General features: G+C 67.5%; 15 protein-coding genes. 11 read left to right on the top strand and 4 right to left on the bottom strand.

From position 1 onward, the window contains the following. The first annotated feature begins 518 nt into the window (after positions 1–518). The 6 genes from WBL05_RS04980 (at position 519) to WBL05_RS04955 (ending at position 6,774) form a co-directional block, all read left to right on the top strand. Positions 519–1,571 (top strand): TRAP transporter substrate-binding protein, encoded by a 1,053-nt coding sequence (locus WBL05_RS04980; protein ID WP_424224156.1) that lies wholly within the window; start codon positions 519–521, stop codon positions 1,569–1,571. A 304-nt stretch (positions 1,572–1,875) separates the two neighbouring features. Then, positions 1,876–2,937 carry a TRAP transporter substrate-binding protein gene (locus tag WBL05_RS04975; RefSeq protein ID WP_424224155.1) on the top strand — a complete coding sequence of 354 codons (1,062 nt, stop codon included), beginning with the start codon at positions 1,876–1,878 and terminating at the stop codon, positions 2,935–2,937. Positions 2,938–3,055: 118 nt separating this feature from the next. Further along, positions 3,056–3,559, top strand: a complete 504-nt coding sequence (locus tag WBL05_RS04970; protein WP_424224153.1) for a TRAP transporter small permease — start codon at positions 3,056–3,058, stop codon at positions 3,557–3,559. Position 3,560: 1 nt separating this feature from the next. Further along, positions 3,561–4,892 carry a TRAP transporter large permease gene (locus WBL05_RS04965; protein ID WP_424224151.1) on the top strand — a complete coding sequence of 444 codons (1,332 nt, stop codon included), beginning with the start codon at positions 3,561–3,563 and terminating at the stop codon, positions 4,890–4,892. A 36-nt stretch (positions 4,893–4,928) separates the two neighbouring features. After that, positions 4,929–5,951: an L-idonate 5-dehydrogenase gene (locus tag WBL05_RS04960; RefSeq protein WP_424224149.1), complete on the top strand. Its 1,023-nt coding sequence runs from the start codon at positions 4,929–4,931 to the stop codon at positions 5,949–5,951. 37 nt (positions 5,952–5,988) lie between these two features. After that, positions 5,989–6,774: an IclR family transcriptional regulator gene (locus WBL05_RS04955; protein WP_424224147.1), complete on the top strand. Its 786-nt coding sequence runs from the start codon at positions 5,989–5,991 to the stop codon at positions 6,772–6,774. Here WBL05_RS04955 and WBL05_RS04950 read toward each other — a convergent pair. Beyond that, positions 6,771–7,655 carry an NAD(P)-dependent oxidoreductase gene (locus WBL05_RS04950; protein ID WP_424224145.1) on the bottom strand — a complete coding sequence of 295 codons (885 nt, stop codon included), beginning with the start codon at positions 7,653–7,655 and terminating at the stop codon, positions 6,771–6,773. The two genes, WBL05_RS04955 and WBL05_RS04950, sit on opposite strands and share 4 nt — an antisense overlap. A 71-nt stretch (positions 7,656–7,726) precedes the next feature. On the opposite strand from WBL05_RS04950, the gene WBL05_RS04945 reads away from it, so the two are divergent. Beyond that, positions 7,727–8,857, top strand: a complete 1,131-nt coding sequence (locus WBL05_RS04945) for a mandelate racemase/muconate lactonizing enzyme family protein (protein ID WP_424224143.1) — start codon at positions 7,727–7,729, stop codon at positions 8,855–8,857. Between the two features lie 54 nt (positions 8,858–8,911). Here WBL05_RS04945 and WBL05_RS04940 read toward each other — a convergent pair whose 3' ends face one another. Beyond that, the gene (locus WBL05_RS04940) at positions 8,912–9,571 is read right to left on the bottom strand and encodes a response regulator (RefSeq protein WP_424224141.1); all 660 of its coding nucleotides are present in this window, start codon (positions 9,569–9,571) and stop codon (positions 8,912–8,914) included. Then, on the bottom strand, positions 9,564–10,910 hold the full coding sequence (locus WBL05_RS04935; RefSeq protein WP_424224139.1) for a sensor histidine kinase: 1,347 nt from the start codon (positions 10,908–10,910) through the stop codon (positions 9,564–9,566). Before WBL05_RS04935 ends, WBL05_RS04940 begins: the two co-directional genes overlap by 8 nt. A gap of 125 nt (positions 10,911–11,035) precedes the next feature. On the opposite strand from WBL05_RS04935, the gene WBL05_RS04930 reads away from it, so the two are divergent. After that, positions 11,036–12,871, top strand: coding sequence for a hypothetical protein (locus tag WBL05_RS04930; RefSeq protein WP_424224138.1), 1,836 nt, complete (start codon positions 11,036–11,038; stop codon positions 12,869–12,871). Between the two features lie 6 nt (positions 12,872–12,877). Here WBL05_RS04930 and WBL05_RS04925 read toward each other — a convergent pair whose 3' ends face one another. Next, entirely contained in the window at positions 12,878–13,003 is a 126-nt protein-coding gene (locus WBL05_RS04925) for a DLW-39 family protein (protein WP_424224137.1), read from the bottom strand. A 59-nt stretch (positions 13,004–13,062) separates the two neighbouring features. On the opposite strand from WBL05_RS04925, the gene WBL05_RS04920 reads away from it, so the two are divergent. The 3 genes from WBL05_RS04920 to WBL05_RS04910 all read left to right on the top strand — a co-directional run. After that, entirely contained in the window at positions 13,063–14,595 is a 1,533-nt protein-coding gene (locus tag WBL05_RS04920; RefSeq protein WP_424224135.1) for a M28 family peptidase, read from the top strand. 184 nt (positions 14,596–14,779) lie between these two features. After that, positions 14,780–15,232, top strand: a complete 453-nt coding sequence (locus WBL05_RS04915; protein WP_424224134.1) for an HIT family protein — start codon at positions 14,780–14,782, stop codon at positions 15,230–15,232. Continuing rightward, a partial coding sequence (locus WBL05_RS04910) for a MogA/MoaB family molybdenum cofactor biosynthesis protein (RefSeq protein ID WP_424224133.1) occupies positions 15,229–15,502 on the top strand: 274 nt, incomplete at its 3' end. The genes WBL05_RS04915 and WBL05_RS04910, both read left to right, overlap by 4 nt.

Below are 15,502 nucleotides of genomic sequence, written 5' to 3'. Positions count from 1 at the left end.
CGCCCGCGGCTTCCGCAACCGAGACAACTACCGGCTACGCATGCTCCTCATCGGCGGCGGACTCACCCCGCCACCCCCACCGGAAGTGTGAAGAGCCGGATTGACCGAGCCTGGAGGACGCACCAGGGGGCTGCTGGTCACCCCCAACAACCCCCTGGGCTTATGAGCAAAATGTACGTCATCTTTCGCTCCGCCAAGAAATACTTAGGCAACTTGTTGCTGGTGAGCGGCACAAAACGGCCGAATTGGCTGGTCGACCCGGATGGTTACTCGGCCCGACAAGCGGAGAGATCGACTTGCGGCGGTAAAGGTCACAAAATGGTCACTGTTGCATTGCGATTGCCACGCCTTTCTTGACCCCCGATTGAGCCTCTTCCTAGGCTGCAGGCGTCACACCAAGTCACGACGAAGTGGTGACAGCTCAACTCCCACGGCGCTCGAACCTCGTCGCCGAACCCACACCCAGGAGCCCTGGCGCTCCGATAGATCCCGCGGGATCCAACAGGAGGTACCAACCAATGAAGCTATCGAAGGTATTCATCACCGGTGCCGCCGGGCTGGTCGCGCTCAGCCTCGCGGCCTGCGGCGGCGGCTCGTCCAGTGGCGACGCCTCCGGCGACGCGGGCAGCGCCGACCAGAAGGTCTTCAAGCTGGCGTTCAACCAGACCGAGCAGCACCCGCAGTACGCGGCCGGCGTCGAACTCGGCAAGAAGCTCGAGGAGGCCACCGACGGCCGCTACTCGGTTCAGGTGTACCCGAACGAGCAGCTCGGCGGCCAGGCCGACGTCATCCAGAACCTGTCCGACGGCACCGTCGAACTGATGTGGGTCGGCGGCCCGGTCCTGGAGAGCTTCAACAAGGACTTCGTCGTGTTCAACCTGCCCTACGTCTTCGATTCCACCGCGGCCCAGCTCGACGTGCTGTCCGACCAAGAGGCTCTCGAGCCGCTGTTCACCTCGATCGAGGACAGCCAGTCGATCACCGTCCTGGCCGGCGTCAACGCCGGCGTCCGGAACGTCTACAACGCTGAGAAGCCGATCCGCACCCCCGAGGACCTGTCCGGTATGAAGATCCGGGTCCAGCAGTCCGACTCCCAGGTCCGGATGATCGAGCTCATGGGCGCCGTGGCGTCCCCGATGAACAACGGTGAGACCTACTCCGCGCTGCAGACCGGCGTCCTCGACGGTGCCGAGAACAACGAAGTCACTTGGGACGCGCTGAAGCACAGCGAGGTCGCCAAGTACTACTCGTACACCCGTCACCTGATCATTCCCGACTACCTGTTGATGAGCACCAAGGCGCTCGACGAGATGTCGGAGGAGGACCGCCAGGCCCTGATGGACCTGCTGCCCGAGATCCAGAAGGTCGCCAACGATGGCTTCGCCGCCTTCACCCAGGCATCCATCGACCACGCCACCTCGATCGGCGCGCAGTTCAATGACGACGTCGACATCGCCGCGTTCAAGGAGCGCGTCCAGCCGCTGGTTGACGAGTCAGTGAACGAGAACGACGTCCGCAAGACCCTGTACGAGCGCGTGCAGGAGGCGAACGCCGCCAACCCAGCCAGCTGACCGCTGGCAACCCAGGTCCGGGTCCCCAGATCGGGGGCCCGGACCTGTTGTGTCACAGGGCACGAAAAGGTCAGCGCCGACCCCCTCCGGGCACCTAAGGTCACAATCAGGTCACCGTTGTTGCACGGTTGCCGTCCCTCCTTGACCCCCAATCGCGGCACTTCCTATAGTCCAGTCATCAAACTGAACCGTGTTCGGTTTGACGCACAAGTCGAGATAACGGGGTCCGACTCGGCGCCAGGTGGCGACGACAGGAACGCGAGTCTCGTCAGCTCGCAAGGTTCAGTACCAAGGAGGTACGCGAATGAAGTTGTCCAAGGTGATCCTGACCGGCGTGGTCGGTCTCGTTTCGCTCGGTCTGGCCGCGTGTGGCGGCGGCGGCGGTGGTGCGGCCAGCGGAGACGGCTCGGCCGACGCCGGCAGCGGTGAGACCCGCGAGTTCAAGCTCGCGTTCAACCAGACCGACCAGCACCCGCAGTACAAGGCAGGCGTCGAGTTCGGCAAGCGCCTCGAAGAGGCCACCGACGGCCGCTACTCGATCCGGGTCTACCCGAACGAGCAGCTCGGCACCCAGTCCGACGTCATCCAGAACCTGTCCAACGGCACCGTCGAGCTGATGTACGTCGGCGGTCCGGTCATGGAGGGCTTCAACAAGGACTTCGCCGTCTACAACCTGCCTTACATGTTCGCCTCGCAAGAGGCCCAGCGTGAGATCTTCCGCGATGAGGAGCTCAACGCCGACCTGTTCACCTCGATCGAGGAGTCGAAGAGCATCACGGTGCTCGCGGCCCTGTTCGCCGGCGTCCGCAACGTCTACAACAGCAAGGGCCCGGTCCAGACTCCGGAGGACCTGGATGGCATGAAGATCCGTGTCCAGCAGTCCGACTCCCAGGTGCGGATGATCGAGCTGATGGGTGCCGTCGCCTCCCCGATGGGCCAGGGTGACGTCTACTCCGCGCTGCAGACCGGCGTCCTCGACGGTGCCGAGAACAACGAGACCGTGTACAACGCCCTCAAGCATGACGAGGTCGCCAAGTACTACTCCTACACTCGCCACCTGATGATCCCGGACTACCTGCTGATCAGCACCAAGGCTCTCGAGTCGATGTCCGAGGAGGACCGCCAGGCTCTGCTCGACCTGGTCCCCGAGATTCAGCAGATGGCTGACGACGGCTTCCAGGACTTCATCCAGGAGTCGAAGGCGAACTCTGAGTCCATCGGTGCCCAGTTCAATGATGACGTCGACGTCGAGGCCTTCCGGGCCCGCGTCCAGCCGCTCATCGAGGAAACGGTCAACGAGAACGAGGTTCGGCAGACCCTCTACCAGGCCATCCAGGAAGCCAACGCGGCCAATCCTGCCAGCTGACAACCGTAGCCACCGGCCCCCGGGATATGATTCTGGGGGCCGGTCGGTCCGGTCATCAGCCGTCACGTCAACGACAAAAATAGAGGCTCAAATGAAAGCCCTAAAGGTCCTCCGCGGTGTGCTTGACGCAACTCTCCGCTGGTTCTGCATCATCCTGTTCGCCCTGCTGGTCCTGCTGATCGCATTCCAGATCACCGCCCGGTTCACCGTCGGCGGCAACGCGTGGACCGAGGCCATGGCCCGAATCATCTTCATCTGGCAGGGCATCATCGGCGCTGCCTACGTCATCGGCGAGAACGACGACGTGGCCATCGACTTCCTGGTTCGCAAGTTCCCTGCGGCGGTCGTCAAGGTCTTCGAGGTGCTGGCCCACAGCATCGTGGCCTTCTTCGCCGTCTGGGTGATGATCTACGGCGGGTCGCTGCTGTCGAACTCCGCGATGGACCAGACCGTCGAGCTGCTGCCGTTCCAGCAGGGCATGCTCTACATGATCCTGCCGATCAGCGGCGCCTTGATCACCATCTACTCGATCCTGCACATCATCAAGGCAGTGACCAGTGAGGTGAAGGTCGTGAGCGAAGAAGACATCGACATCTCAACCTTGCAGGAAGAGGGCATCTGACATGAACGAAGCTGGACTTGTTGGCCTCATCCTGGTAGTCGGGATGTTCGGCCTGATGGCCATCGGCGTGTCGGTGTCAATCTCCATCGGCCTGCCGTCGGCCATCTGCCTGGTTATCCTGATGGGCCACGAATCGGGTGTGTTCACCTCGGCCCAGAAAATCTACAACGGCATCGACTCCTTCGCCCTATTGGCCATCCCACTATTCGTATTGGCGGGCGCCATCATGAACCAGGGCGGTATCGCGTCCCGATTGATTGGGTTGGCGAAATCGTTGACCGGGCCGATGCCAGGCGCGCCGGCCCAGACCAACGCGCTGGCCAACATGCTCTTCGGCGCCATCTCCGGTTCCGCGCTGGCCGGTGCGTCCGCCGTCGGCGCGATCATGGCCCCGGAGGAGGAGAAGGAGGGCTACGACATGGGCTTCGCCGCCGCGGTCAACGTGGCGTCAGCCCCCTCGGGCATGATGATCCCGCCCTCCAATACCTCAATCGTCTACGCGCTGGTCTCCCAGGCCTCGGTGGGCGCGTTGTTCCTCGCCGGGTATGTCCCGGGCATCCTGTGGGGCCTGACCTGCATGGTGCTGATCTATTTCTATGCGCGCAAGCGTCCCGAGCTTAAGGGTGCCGGCTTCCCCAAGTTCAACGAGTTACTGGTTTCGCTGTGGCGCGCGCTGCCCAGCCTTGGTCTGATCGTCGTGGTAATCGTCGGCATCGTCGGTATTCCCGGTCTGTTCTCGGCGATCTTCACCCCGACGGAAGGTGCGGGGGTCGCGGTGCTCTACGCCTTGGCGCTGTCGTTCATCTACCGGACGATCGGTGTGAAGGATCTGCCGCGCATCCTGCTGTCGGCCACCCGGACCAGCTCGGTGGTGATCTTCCTGATCGGCCTGTCGTCGATCATGAGCTACGCCATGACGTTCTCCGGCATCCCGAACCTGATCGGCAACTGGCTGACCTCCATCACCGAGTCGCCGGTGGTCTTCCTGCTGATCATGATGGTGATCCTGCTGGTCATCGGTATCCCGCTGGACGCCACCCCGGCAGTGCTGATCTTCACCCCGATCTTCCTGCCGATCGCGGTGCAGTACGGCATCCACCCGGTGCACCTCGGCATGATGATGATCTTCAACATGTGTATCGCAGTCATCTCGCCACCATCAGCCCCGGTGCTGTTCGTCGGTGCGCGGGTCGCCGGCAAGAAGGTCGAAGAGGTCATCGTCCCGCTGCTGCCATTCTTCGGCGCGCTGATCGTGATGCTGCTGTTCATCCAGTACGTGCCAGAGCTGTCGCTCGCGTTGCCGAGGGCCGCCGGCCTGATCTACGGCGCATAGCGCCCGGCGCCGGCCAACCACAAGGAGATGAGTTCCATGAAGGCCGTTTACATCAAGGGCAAGCAAGACCTGGAGATTGCTGAGGTGCCGGTTCCCGAACCGGGCCCGGGTCAGGTCCGCGTCGCCGTCGACTACGTCGGCATCTGCGGCTCCGACCTGCACTACTACTACCACGGCGCCAACGGCACCTTCGTGGTCCGGGAACCGCTGATTCCCGGCCACGAGATGTCCGGCCACATCGACCTCGACCCTGAGGGCGAGTGGCAGCCGGGCACCCCGATCACGCTGCACCCGGCCACCTTCGGCCCCGACCAGCCGGGCATGGAGAACCTTCGGCACCTGCGGCCGGGCGGCTCCTACCTGGGCAGCGCGTCAACCTGGCCGCACACCCAGGGCGCGATGGCCGAGTACATCCTGGTCAACCGCGACATGATCCGGCTGCTGCCCGAGGGGGTCTCCACCCGCACCGCAGCGCTGGTCGAACCGCTGGCCGTCGGACTGCACGGCATCAACATGATCGGTGACCTGACCGGCGCCAGGGTGCTGGTGTCGGGGTCCGGCCCGATCGGGCTGCTGGCAGCATTCGCCGCCAGGCAGCGCGGTGCCGGGCACCTGACCTGCACCGACGTGCTGGACGGCCCGCTGGAACGTGCCCGGCAGGTCGGTGCCGACGAGGTGATCAACGTGGCCAACGAGCAGTTGCCCGAGAACAGCTACGACATCGTCCTCGAGTGCTCGGCCGCCCCGGCGGCGGTGTCGGCCTGCCTCAAGGCAGCCCGGCCGCGCGGACGCGTCGCCCAGATCGGCATGTTCCCCGGCACACCGGTGTCGGTCGAGCTCGCCGCGCTCAGCCAGAAGGAGCTGACCTGGGTGGGCACCTTCCGCTTCGACAACGAGGTGGACGAGGCCATCGAGATGATCGCCGCCGCACCGGACGTCGCCAAGGTGATCACCCACGTGCTGCGCGTCGACCAGGCCCTGGACGCGTTCTCCGCCGCCAAGGACTCCCAGGCTTCCGGCAAGGTTCTGGTTGCCCTCTCCGGCGGGGCGCAGGCTTAACCCGCCCCCTCCGGTCGCGAAAGCCTGGTGACCCCCAATGGCCGGGCAGAATCCGGTAAGTGTGCCGCCGCGTGGTTCACCCTCGGTGTCCCGCGCGGCGGCCATCCTCAACCTGATGGCCAGCCGCCCCGACGGCTGGTCGCTCACCCAGATTGCGTCCGAGCTGGGGCTGGCCAAGTCGTCGACGCTGTCGATCATGCTGTCGCTGGAGGAGGCCGGCATGGTCAGCCGCACCGACAACGTCTACGAACTCGACATCGGGGTGCTCGCCCCGGCCGGCGGGTTCCTGCGGGGCGTCGACGTGGTCAGCGACTTCAAGCGCCGGATAGCGGCCTCCCCGATGCTGCGCGGCGAGATCGGACACCTCGGCCTGCTCGCCGGGCGCGACGTCACCTACATCGCCCGGCACACCGGACGCCAGCCCCTGCCGGTCACTGCCGGAGTCGGCGACCGCTTCCCGGCGTCCATCACCGCCGCCGGCACGGTGCTGCTCGCCCAACTGGGTGATGGCGAGATCGCCCAGCTCTATCCCGACAAGCAGTCCTTCCCGCAGTGGACGCGCAGGTCAACCGCGAGCTTGCCGCAGTTGATGGCCAAGATCCAGCGCACCCGGGCCGACGGCTATGCCGTCGACGAGGGCGAGACCCACCCGAACGTGCTGGGGCTGGGCATGCTGGTGCACCGGGTGGGCAAGTTCGCCCAGGACTTCTCGATCAGCACCTCGCTGCAGATCGACAAGGCGACCGCGCGGGTGCGCCGGCAGGCGCTGGAGGAGTTGAGCGCCATCCGGGACGCGCTGGAGACCGGTAACGAGTTGCGCTAGCGCGTGGTGTTCTGCGCCAGGTACTTGTGGACGACGGCCAGGTCGTCGTCCCCGAGGCCGGCCTCGACCAGCCCCCGGTAGATCTCCAGCGCCTGGCTGCTCAGCGGCAGCCTCCGGGACGCCTGGGCGGCCTCGGACAGGGCGATCTTCAGGTCCTTCACCATGAACTTCGCCGCGCCGGTGTTGCTGTAGTCGCGGTTGACCACCTTGGCGCGCTTGGCGTTCAGCACCGCGCTGCCGCCCCAGCCCTTCGACAGCATGCCGAACATCAGGTCGACGTCGACCCCGGCGCCCTCGGCGATCAGGGCCGCCTCCGACAGTGCCGCCATCGTGATGCCGACGATCATCTGGTTGCAGGCTTTCACCACCTCTCCGGCCCCCAGCGGGCCGCAGTGCACCGGGGTCCCGCACGCCTGGAGCACCGGGATCGCCCTGGCCACCGCGTCGTCGTCGCCGCCGACCATGATCGACAGGGTGCCGGCCTGGGCGCCCGCCTCGCCGCCGCTGACCGGCGCGTCCACCACCCGCAGCAGACCACCGGTAGCCGGCCCGACCCGCTGGGCCAGCGCGCGGACGTCCTCGGGCGCCACCGTCGAGCTGACCACCAGCACGGTGGGTGCGCTGACCCCCGCGAGCAGTCCGTCCGGGCCGTCGAGCAGCGGTTCGAGCTGGCTTAGGTCCTGCAGCATGTCGATGATCACGTCGTTGCCGGCCAGTTCGCGGGGCACCGGCTGGAAACTGGCCCCCGCCTGGACGAGCGCGGCCGCCGATTCCGGCCGTCGAGCCCACACGCTGAGCTGGTGGCCTGCCTTGATCAGGTTGAGCCCCATCGGGGCACCCATCTTCCCCGGGCCCATGAGGGCGACACGCTGTGCAACCATGGCACAACACTATGACGTTTCAACGCCACCAGCGACCCGGTGGCGAACCAGCGGAAGGAACATCAGGACCCATGCGAATCACCAGAATCGAGGCGGCTGGGCTGCGCGGCGGCACCCCCGCCGGCGGCTGGCAGGACGAACTGCAGGCCGACGACAACGTCCACACGTTGGTCGCCATCCACACCGATGCCGGTCGGGTCGGGGTGGGCAGCGTCTTCACCAGCGCCACCCTGGTGCGCGGCTCACTGGAGGTGCTCTCGCCGCAGCTGGTCGGTGAGCAGGTGGAGCCGGGCCGGCTGACCGAGCGCATGCACCGGGCCACCTTCTGGCAGGGCCGCGGCGGCTCGATCACCCACACCATTTCCGGGCTCGACCAGGCGCTGTGGGACCTGTTCGGCCAGCAGGCCGGCCAGCCGGTCTCCCGGCTGCTGGGCGGGCGCTACCGCGAGCGGGTGCGTCCCTACGCGTCCCTGCTGATGGACGAACCGGACCGGCTGCGCGACCACCTGACCGGGCTGCGTGAGCAGGGCTTCCGCTCGTTCAAGATCGGCTGGGGTCCGTTCGGCCGGGTCTCGGCCCGGCTGGACGAACAGATCGTGGCCGCCGCCCGGCAGGCCATCGGCGACGACGCCGAGTTGATGGTGGACGCCGGGGGCAGCGACACCGCCTGGGCGAACGGCTACCGCTGGGCCCTCAACACCGCACGGATGCTCGCCGACTACCAGGTGGTCTGGTTCGAGGAGGCGCTGCGCCCGGATTGCATCGACGACTTCGTGCTGCTGCGCGAGCACTCGCCGGTGCCGATCAGCGGCGGTGAGGTGCTGACCCGCCGACAGGGGTTCGAGCCATGGATCCAGCGCGGGGCGCTGGACATCCTGCAGCCCGATGTCACCAAGTGCGGCGGCATCGGTGAACTGGTGGCGGTGGCCTGGCGGGCGCACGACCGTGGCCTGCGGGTGATCCCGCACGGCTGGAACACCGCGGTCGGGTTGGCCACCGACCTGCAGCTGGCAGCCGCGCTGCCCGACGTCGACCGGATCGAGTACATAACTGGGTCGCCCTACGTCGACGGGCTGACCACCCACGGCTGGCAGCTGGTCGACGGGCTGCTCGACATTCCCAGCGAACCCGGCCTCGGCGTGCAACTGGACCCGGATGCGCTGGCCAGGTACAGCGACAATCCGCGACTGCTCACGGCCTAGACCGGCCAGTGAGTGGCCGTCGCCGATCCTGCCGCGAGGACCGGTGAGCCGGCATCAGTCGACCAGGCCGGTCTCGAAGGCGATCAGCACCAGGCCGACCCGGTCGCGGGCGTTCAGCTTGCTGAGCAGCCGTCCGACGTGGGTCTTGACGGTGCCCTCGGCCATGAACAGGTTGGCGGCGATCTCGGAGTTGGTCGCCCCGCGGGCGATCTCGACCAGCACCTCGCGTTCCCGGTCAGTCAGCACGTCCAGGCGGGAGTCGTCGCGCCCGGGCACCTCGGGCAGCCGCGGCACCACGTGTTCCAGCAGCCGCCTGGTGGCGCTCGGGGCAACCACCGCGTCCCCGGCGGCGACCGCGCGGATCGCGCTCAGCAGATCGTCGGGCCGGGCGTCCTTCAGCATGAACCCGGACGCCCCGGCCTTCAACGCCGCGAAGACGTACTCGTCGAGGTCGAAGGTGGTCAGCACCAGTACCCGGGTCGGCAACCCTGCGGCCACGATCCGGCGGGTCGCCTCGACCCCATCCATCTCGGGCATCCGGATGTCCATCAGCACCACGTCGGCCGGCCGGGCAGTCAGCGCTGTGACCGCGCCCAGCCCGTTGGTGGCCTCACCGACCACCATCATGTCGTCCTCGGCGTCGATCAGCATCCGGAAGCCGCTCCGCACCAGGGACTGATCGTCCGCAAGAAAAACAGTCAAGGGTTCAGGCATCTTCGTCCACCTTCTGCTGATCGGCACGCCGGCCGTGCTCGGCACTATTCTTGCCGATCGCCGTCGTGGTGGACGGCCCGGTGCCGGTAGTCGGCAACAAAGCCCGCACCACCCAGCCGCCACCATCGAGCGGACGTGCGGTCAGTTGCCCGCCCATCGCGCTCACCCGCTCCCGCATGCCCTTCAGCCCGTAGCCGGTGCCGACCTGCCGTTCGCCGCCTGCCCCGTCGTCCCCGGACTGACCGTCGTCAGCCACCTCGACGCTGATCATGCCCGGCTGGTAGATCAGCGCCACGGTCGCGTGCGCCTCCGGCCCGGCGTGCTTGAGGAAGTTGGTCAGGCCCTCCTGCACCACCCGGAACACCGTCACCCCGAGCGCCGGGCTGACCGTGGGCTGCACTCCCGAGATCGACAACTGGACCCGATCGCCGGCCTTGGCGACCATCGCCGGAATGTCCGCCAGCCCTGGCGCCGGGCTGTACTCAGCGACGTCGGTGGCGTCCGGGTCGGCCCGCAGGACGCCGACGATGCGCCGCATCTCGCCCAGCGCCTCGCGTCCGGTCTGGGCGATCGTCTCCAGCACCTCGGCGGCGGCCTCCGGCTGCTTGCGGGCGAGCGCCTTGCCGCCGCTGGCCTGCACGATGATGACGCTCAGGGAGTGGGCGACCACGTCGTGCAGCTCACGGGCGATCTCGTTGCGCACCTTGGTCTCGGCGGCCCGGGACAACTGGTCACGCTTGGTCAGCTCGGTCTGGTACTGCTCGCGGGCGACGCTCTCGCGCACGTGGCGGGCGATCACCGCCTCCCGGTCACGGCGTCCCAGCAGGTAGGGGATCACCACCCAGGCCAGGCACAGCGCGATCAGCGGCCCGACGATCGGCAGCATCTCCGAATCCCCCAGGTCGGCCGGGCCAACCGTCGTCCAGCGCAGCGGCCCGACGATCGAACCGAGCCCGCCGGAGACCACCACCAGCCGGGAGCTGTAGCCAGCCACCCAGCGGGCGACCGAGTAACACGCGATCGGCACCGCGACCAGCGCCCAGGTAGGGGTGCTGACCAGGAACGCCTGGGCCATGCCGGCCACGCTCATCAACCCGGTCATCAGCAACGGGTGGCTGCGGCGCAGCGCCAACGGCATCGTCAACCCGATCGACGTGATCACCGAGGCCAGGTAGTCGGGACGCTGCGGGCCGCGGCCCAGCAGGTCGCCCCAGAAAGCGGTGCACACCGTCAGTACCACGGCCACCGCGACGTCGAACCAGTTCACCACGGAGGTCGTGTCGTCGACCGGTTCGTCGTCGATCAACTCCTCCGCCAGCGGATCGGGTCCGATGTCCATTCCTCAAATGTAGGCGCAGCAAGCCCCGCGGCGGCGGGGAGTACCCCCCTGCGGCTGGTGACGTTGTCGGAGGCCAGTGCTACGGTGCTACGGAGCCCCCATGGAGAGCCCGGAGACCAAGCTCAATGACCGTCAAAGATGTCGGAGAACGCGAGACCACGCCGTGGCCTGAGTTCGGCACGCAAGGACTCGACCAGAACTACATCCGCCGGCTCACCGACTTCGTGGACGCCCGGCTCTACCTGGCCGACCACCGCGTCCTGCTGCTGCTGAAGTGCCTGATGACCTGCGAGATGCCCGAGGAGCTGCGCCAGCGGGCCACCAGGTCGGTGCTCGGCTTCCGCTACTCGCTGCTCGAACCGGGCACCGACTCCATGTCGTTGTGGACCGAGAACCACCAGGTCACCGTGGCGGTCGCGGAGTACCTGGCCGGGCAGCTCTTCATCGACCAGACCTTCACCAACGACGGCCGCGTGGGGCTGCGCCACAAGCGGGCCGCGCACGGCCGGTTGATGCTGTGGCTGTCCGACCGGTTCCGGTTCGGGTTCAGCGAGTGGCTGTCGAACACCTACCTGGCCTTCGACTTGGCGGCGCTGGCGATGCTGGTCGACCACACCGACGACGAGGTGCTGGCCAGGCGGGCGTCGATGGTGATCGACCTGGCGCTTATCGATGTTGCCCTGCACAGCTTCCGGGGCCGGTTCGCACCCAGCATGGGACGCGCGCACGCCGAGCAGGTCATGCACCCCGAGAAGTCCGAGATGGCGCCGATCATCGCGTCCGCGTTCGGTGACGTCCCGCCAGAACTCGACTGCGACGAACTGGCCAGCCTGTTCATCGTCCGGGAGCGCTACCAGGTGCCGGCGGCCATCCGCGAACTGGCCAGGGAGCAGCCGCTGCGGCTGGTGTTCAGTTCGATGGGGCTGGACGACGTGGAGGTGCGCCGCGAGCTGCGCCGCCACCCGCAGTTCCCCCGGTTGCAGATGCTGGAGGTGGTGCGGTTCTGGTGGGGCATGCAGGCCATCACCACCCCGGCCACCATCGTTGAGACGATGCGCGCGATGCGCGCGCTCGATCTGCGCGAGCACCGGACGTTCGCGCCCCTGCAGCGGTTCAGCCGGCTACCCGTGCGGGCGCTGCGGCCGGCCTTGAAGGCACTGAACCCGATCACCAGCGGGGCAGCGCTGCATCGGGCCAACGTGCAAACCCTGTCCACCGGAAACTACCTGCTGAGCAGCGTCCAGCACTATCAGCCCGGTGGTTTCGGCGACCAGCAGCACCTGTGGCACGCGTCCCTGCCCGGCGGGATCGAGGTCTTCGGCAACCACCCGGGCAGCACCCAGCTAGCCCCGGAGGGCCGCTCGCCGAGCCCAGACCACTGGGTGGGCAACGGAATCAACCCCGACATCGCCCAGCACTACAACGTGCTGCTGGCGTTGTACGACCTGCGCCAGCGCAGGGGCATGTTCGAAGGACGCCGCAAGGAACTGGTGCACATCCACTTCCCATTCGTACTGTTCGACCAGACCCGGCTGGGCACCAACTGGGTGGCGGGCCGGCGCCGCAAGTCCTTCATCGGCATCCTGGCCAGCCACGGCTTCGAGCAGATCAGCGAGACAGAGATCGTCCAGCGCGGCCTGGAGACCGGCTATGCGGTGCTGCTCGGCGACGAGGAGGAGTTCTCCTCAATGTCGGAGTTCCTGCACGAGCTCAAGCAGTATCAGCTGACCCTGGCCGCCGGCAGGCTGTCGCTGGTCAGCCCGTACGTCTGGTACGACCTGCAGTGGCGCGGTGAGTTCCAGGTCAACGGCAGCCCGGTGCGCCCCGACTACCCGAGGTACGGCTCACCATCGGTGCAGGCGCCCAGGAACCCGGACGAGGTCGTCGTGCATGGCACCGAACATACGTTGCGGCTGGCCTGGCCGGCCGGTGAACGGGTGGAGTCGGTCGGCCAGGATTGACCCGGCTCACAGTTGGTCGGTGGCCTCGGCCCACAAGTCGGCCTCGGCCCTGGCCCGCATCCGGTTGCGCACCGCGAACACCCCGATGACCAGCACGATGCCGGTCAGGATCACCTGCATGGGACGCTTCATGGCCCCACCCTATCCCGGCCCGGCTACTCTGGACCGCGACGATCCAGACAGGGGGCCCGATGCGTGACCGGCAGTCGCTTGTTCGGGCCGCCGGCGCGGCCACCGCAGCGCTGCTGCTGCTCGGTTGCGGGGCGTTCGACCCCGGCAGCGCCAACACCCCAACCGTTTCGGTAGCCCCGAGCCCCACACCCACGACGGGCCAGCCAGTCAACGCCGGTTCGCTGGCGGATGCGGTTTCCGGCGGGGTTCTGACCGAACGCCTGCGCGAACTGGAACGGATAACGGGGGCCGCCGACGGGAACCGGTCCCCGGGCAGTCAGGGCTTCGAGGCGGCCGCCCAGTACATCGAGGAGGAGCTGGCAGCCACCGGCTTCTACGACGTCCGGCGCGAGGGCTTCACCATCCAGGTCCCGCACCCCGGTCGATCCGAGCTGGCCACCGACGATCGGGTGGTCAACCAGATCCCGCTGTCGTTCTCGCCCGGCACCCCGGCCGAGGGGATCAGCGGCCGGTTGGTCGAGCCGGTCGACGGCGACGGTTGCAGCGCGTCCGACTGGGACGAATCGGTGGCCGGCCAGTTCGCGCTGGTGACCCGCGGCGGTTGCAGCTTCGAGCAGATGAACCGGGTCGCGGCGGCAGCCGGCGCCAGCATGGTGATCGTCACCAATCACCAGGAGGGCGGGCTGTACGGGACGCTGAACGGGATGCGTCCCGAGTTCGTCCCGATGACCGGCGTCACCCGGTCGGAGGGCGACCGGCTGCGAGCCCGGCTGATGGCCGGTGAGCTGCAACTGAGGTTCTCCTTCGAGCAACGCATCGAGTCGTGGGACACCTTCAACCTGGTCGCCGAGACCCGCGGTGGCGACGACCAGAACCTGCTGATGGCCGGTGCGCACCTGGACAGCGTCCCGGACGGGCCCGGCATGAACGACAACGGATCCGGGTCGGTCGTCCTGCTGGAGACGGCGGTCCAGCTCGCCGCCCGGCCCGACCCGCCCCGCAACAAGGTGCGGCTGGTCTGGTGGGGCGGTGAGGAGTTGGGCCTGCTGGGCTCGCTGCACTGGGTGAACACCCGCGTCGCCGACGATCCGCAGGCCATCGAGCGGCTGGCAGCCTATGTCAACGTCGACATGATCGCCTCCCCGAACTACGTGATCGGGGTCTACGACGGCGACGGCTCCGACTTCCCGGACGAGGGCCTGCCGGCTGGTTCGGGTGACATCGAGGCCATCTACACCGCCTGGTTCGACTCGATCGGACAACCGTGGCTGCCGGTCGAGGTGGGCAGCAGCTCCGACCATGCCGCCTTCATGCCCTCCGGGGTGCCGGTTGGTGGTCTGTTCACCGGCGCCGGGGACGCCAAGTCGGCCGACGAGCAGGCGATCTTCGGCGGTCAGGCCGGTCAGGAGTACGACCCCAACTACCACTCCGCCGCCGGCACCTTCGACAACGTCAATCAGGTCGCTCTCGAGGTCAACGGCAAGGCCTCGGCGCACGTGATCGGCACGCTGGCCGATGACACCTCGATGATCACCGACGGCCCGCGGGAACCCGCCTGGGCCCAAGGATTCGGATACGCGGGAACGGTCTAGTTGCCGCTGCCTGGCCGGCAGAATGATCGTTTCCCTCGCGCTGCCCACAGGCTCAGCGTCGGTTCCTGCTGATTATCCACAGGCGTTTGCACATGTCCACAGGCGTCCCACCCCTAGGGGTGAGCCGATGGCCCACTGTCGGGCCTACTCTCCGTCGGACGTCCAGGCCGTGCAACGATGAGGCATGGCCTCCGTGTTCACAAAGATCATCAGTGGTGAGTTCTCGGGACTGTTCGCCTGGGCCGACGACCGGTGCGTGGCCTTCGCGACGATCGAGCCGATCAGCGAGGGACACCTGCTCGTGGTGCCGCGCGCCGAGGTGGCGTCGTTCACCCAGGCCGACGACGACCTGCTGGCCCACCTGGTGCGGGTCGCCAAGATCGTCGGACGCGCCCAGGAACAGGCCTTCGCCGCCCCCCGGGCAGCCATGATCATCGCCGGCTTCGAGGTGCCCCACCTGCACCTCCACGTGCTGCCCGCCTGGGGCGAGGGACAACTCAGCTTTGCCAACGCGCGCAAGGACGCGACCCCCGATGAGCTGCGGGCCGCCACCGAGAAGGTCCGCGCCGCGCTCCGCGAGCAGGGTCAGGGCGCCAATGTGCCGCCCTCGGTGACCAGCCCGCAACTCGGCGCATGACCACCATCACCGGCCGGGTCATCACCGTTTCCGACCGCTGCGCGGCCGGGCAACGGGCGGATGTCTCCGGGCCGCTGGCCCGTGACCTGCTGACCGGCATGGGGGTCCGGGTCGACCGGGTGGCGGTGGTGCCCGACGGCATCGAGCCGGTCCAGGCGGCCATCCGGGACGCCGTTTCGGCGGGCTGCCGGCTTGTCTTCACCACCGGCGGCACCGGGGTCAGTCCGACCGACTGGACGCCGGAGGCGACCGAACCGCTGCTTGCCGCCC

This window comes from Brooklawnia sp., assembly GCF_049651565.1.
GTDB lineage: Bacteria > Actinomycetota > Actinomycetes > Propionibacteriales > Propionibacteriaceae > Brooklawnia.
Note: the sequence above shows the minus strand (reverse complement) of the source record. Positions and strands in the feature narration are given on the sequence as shown.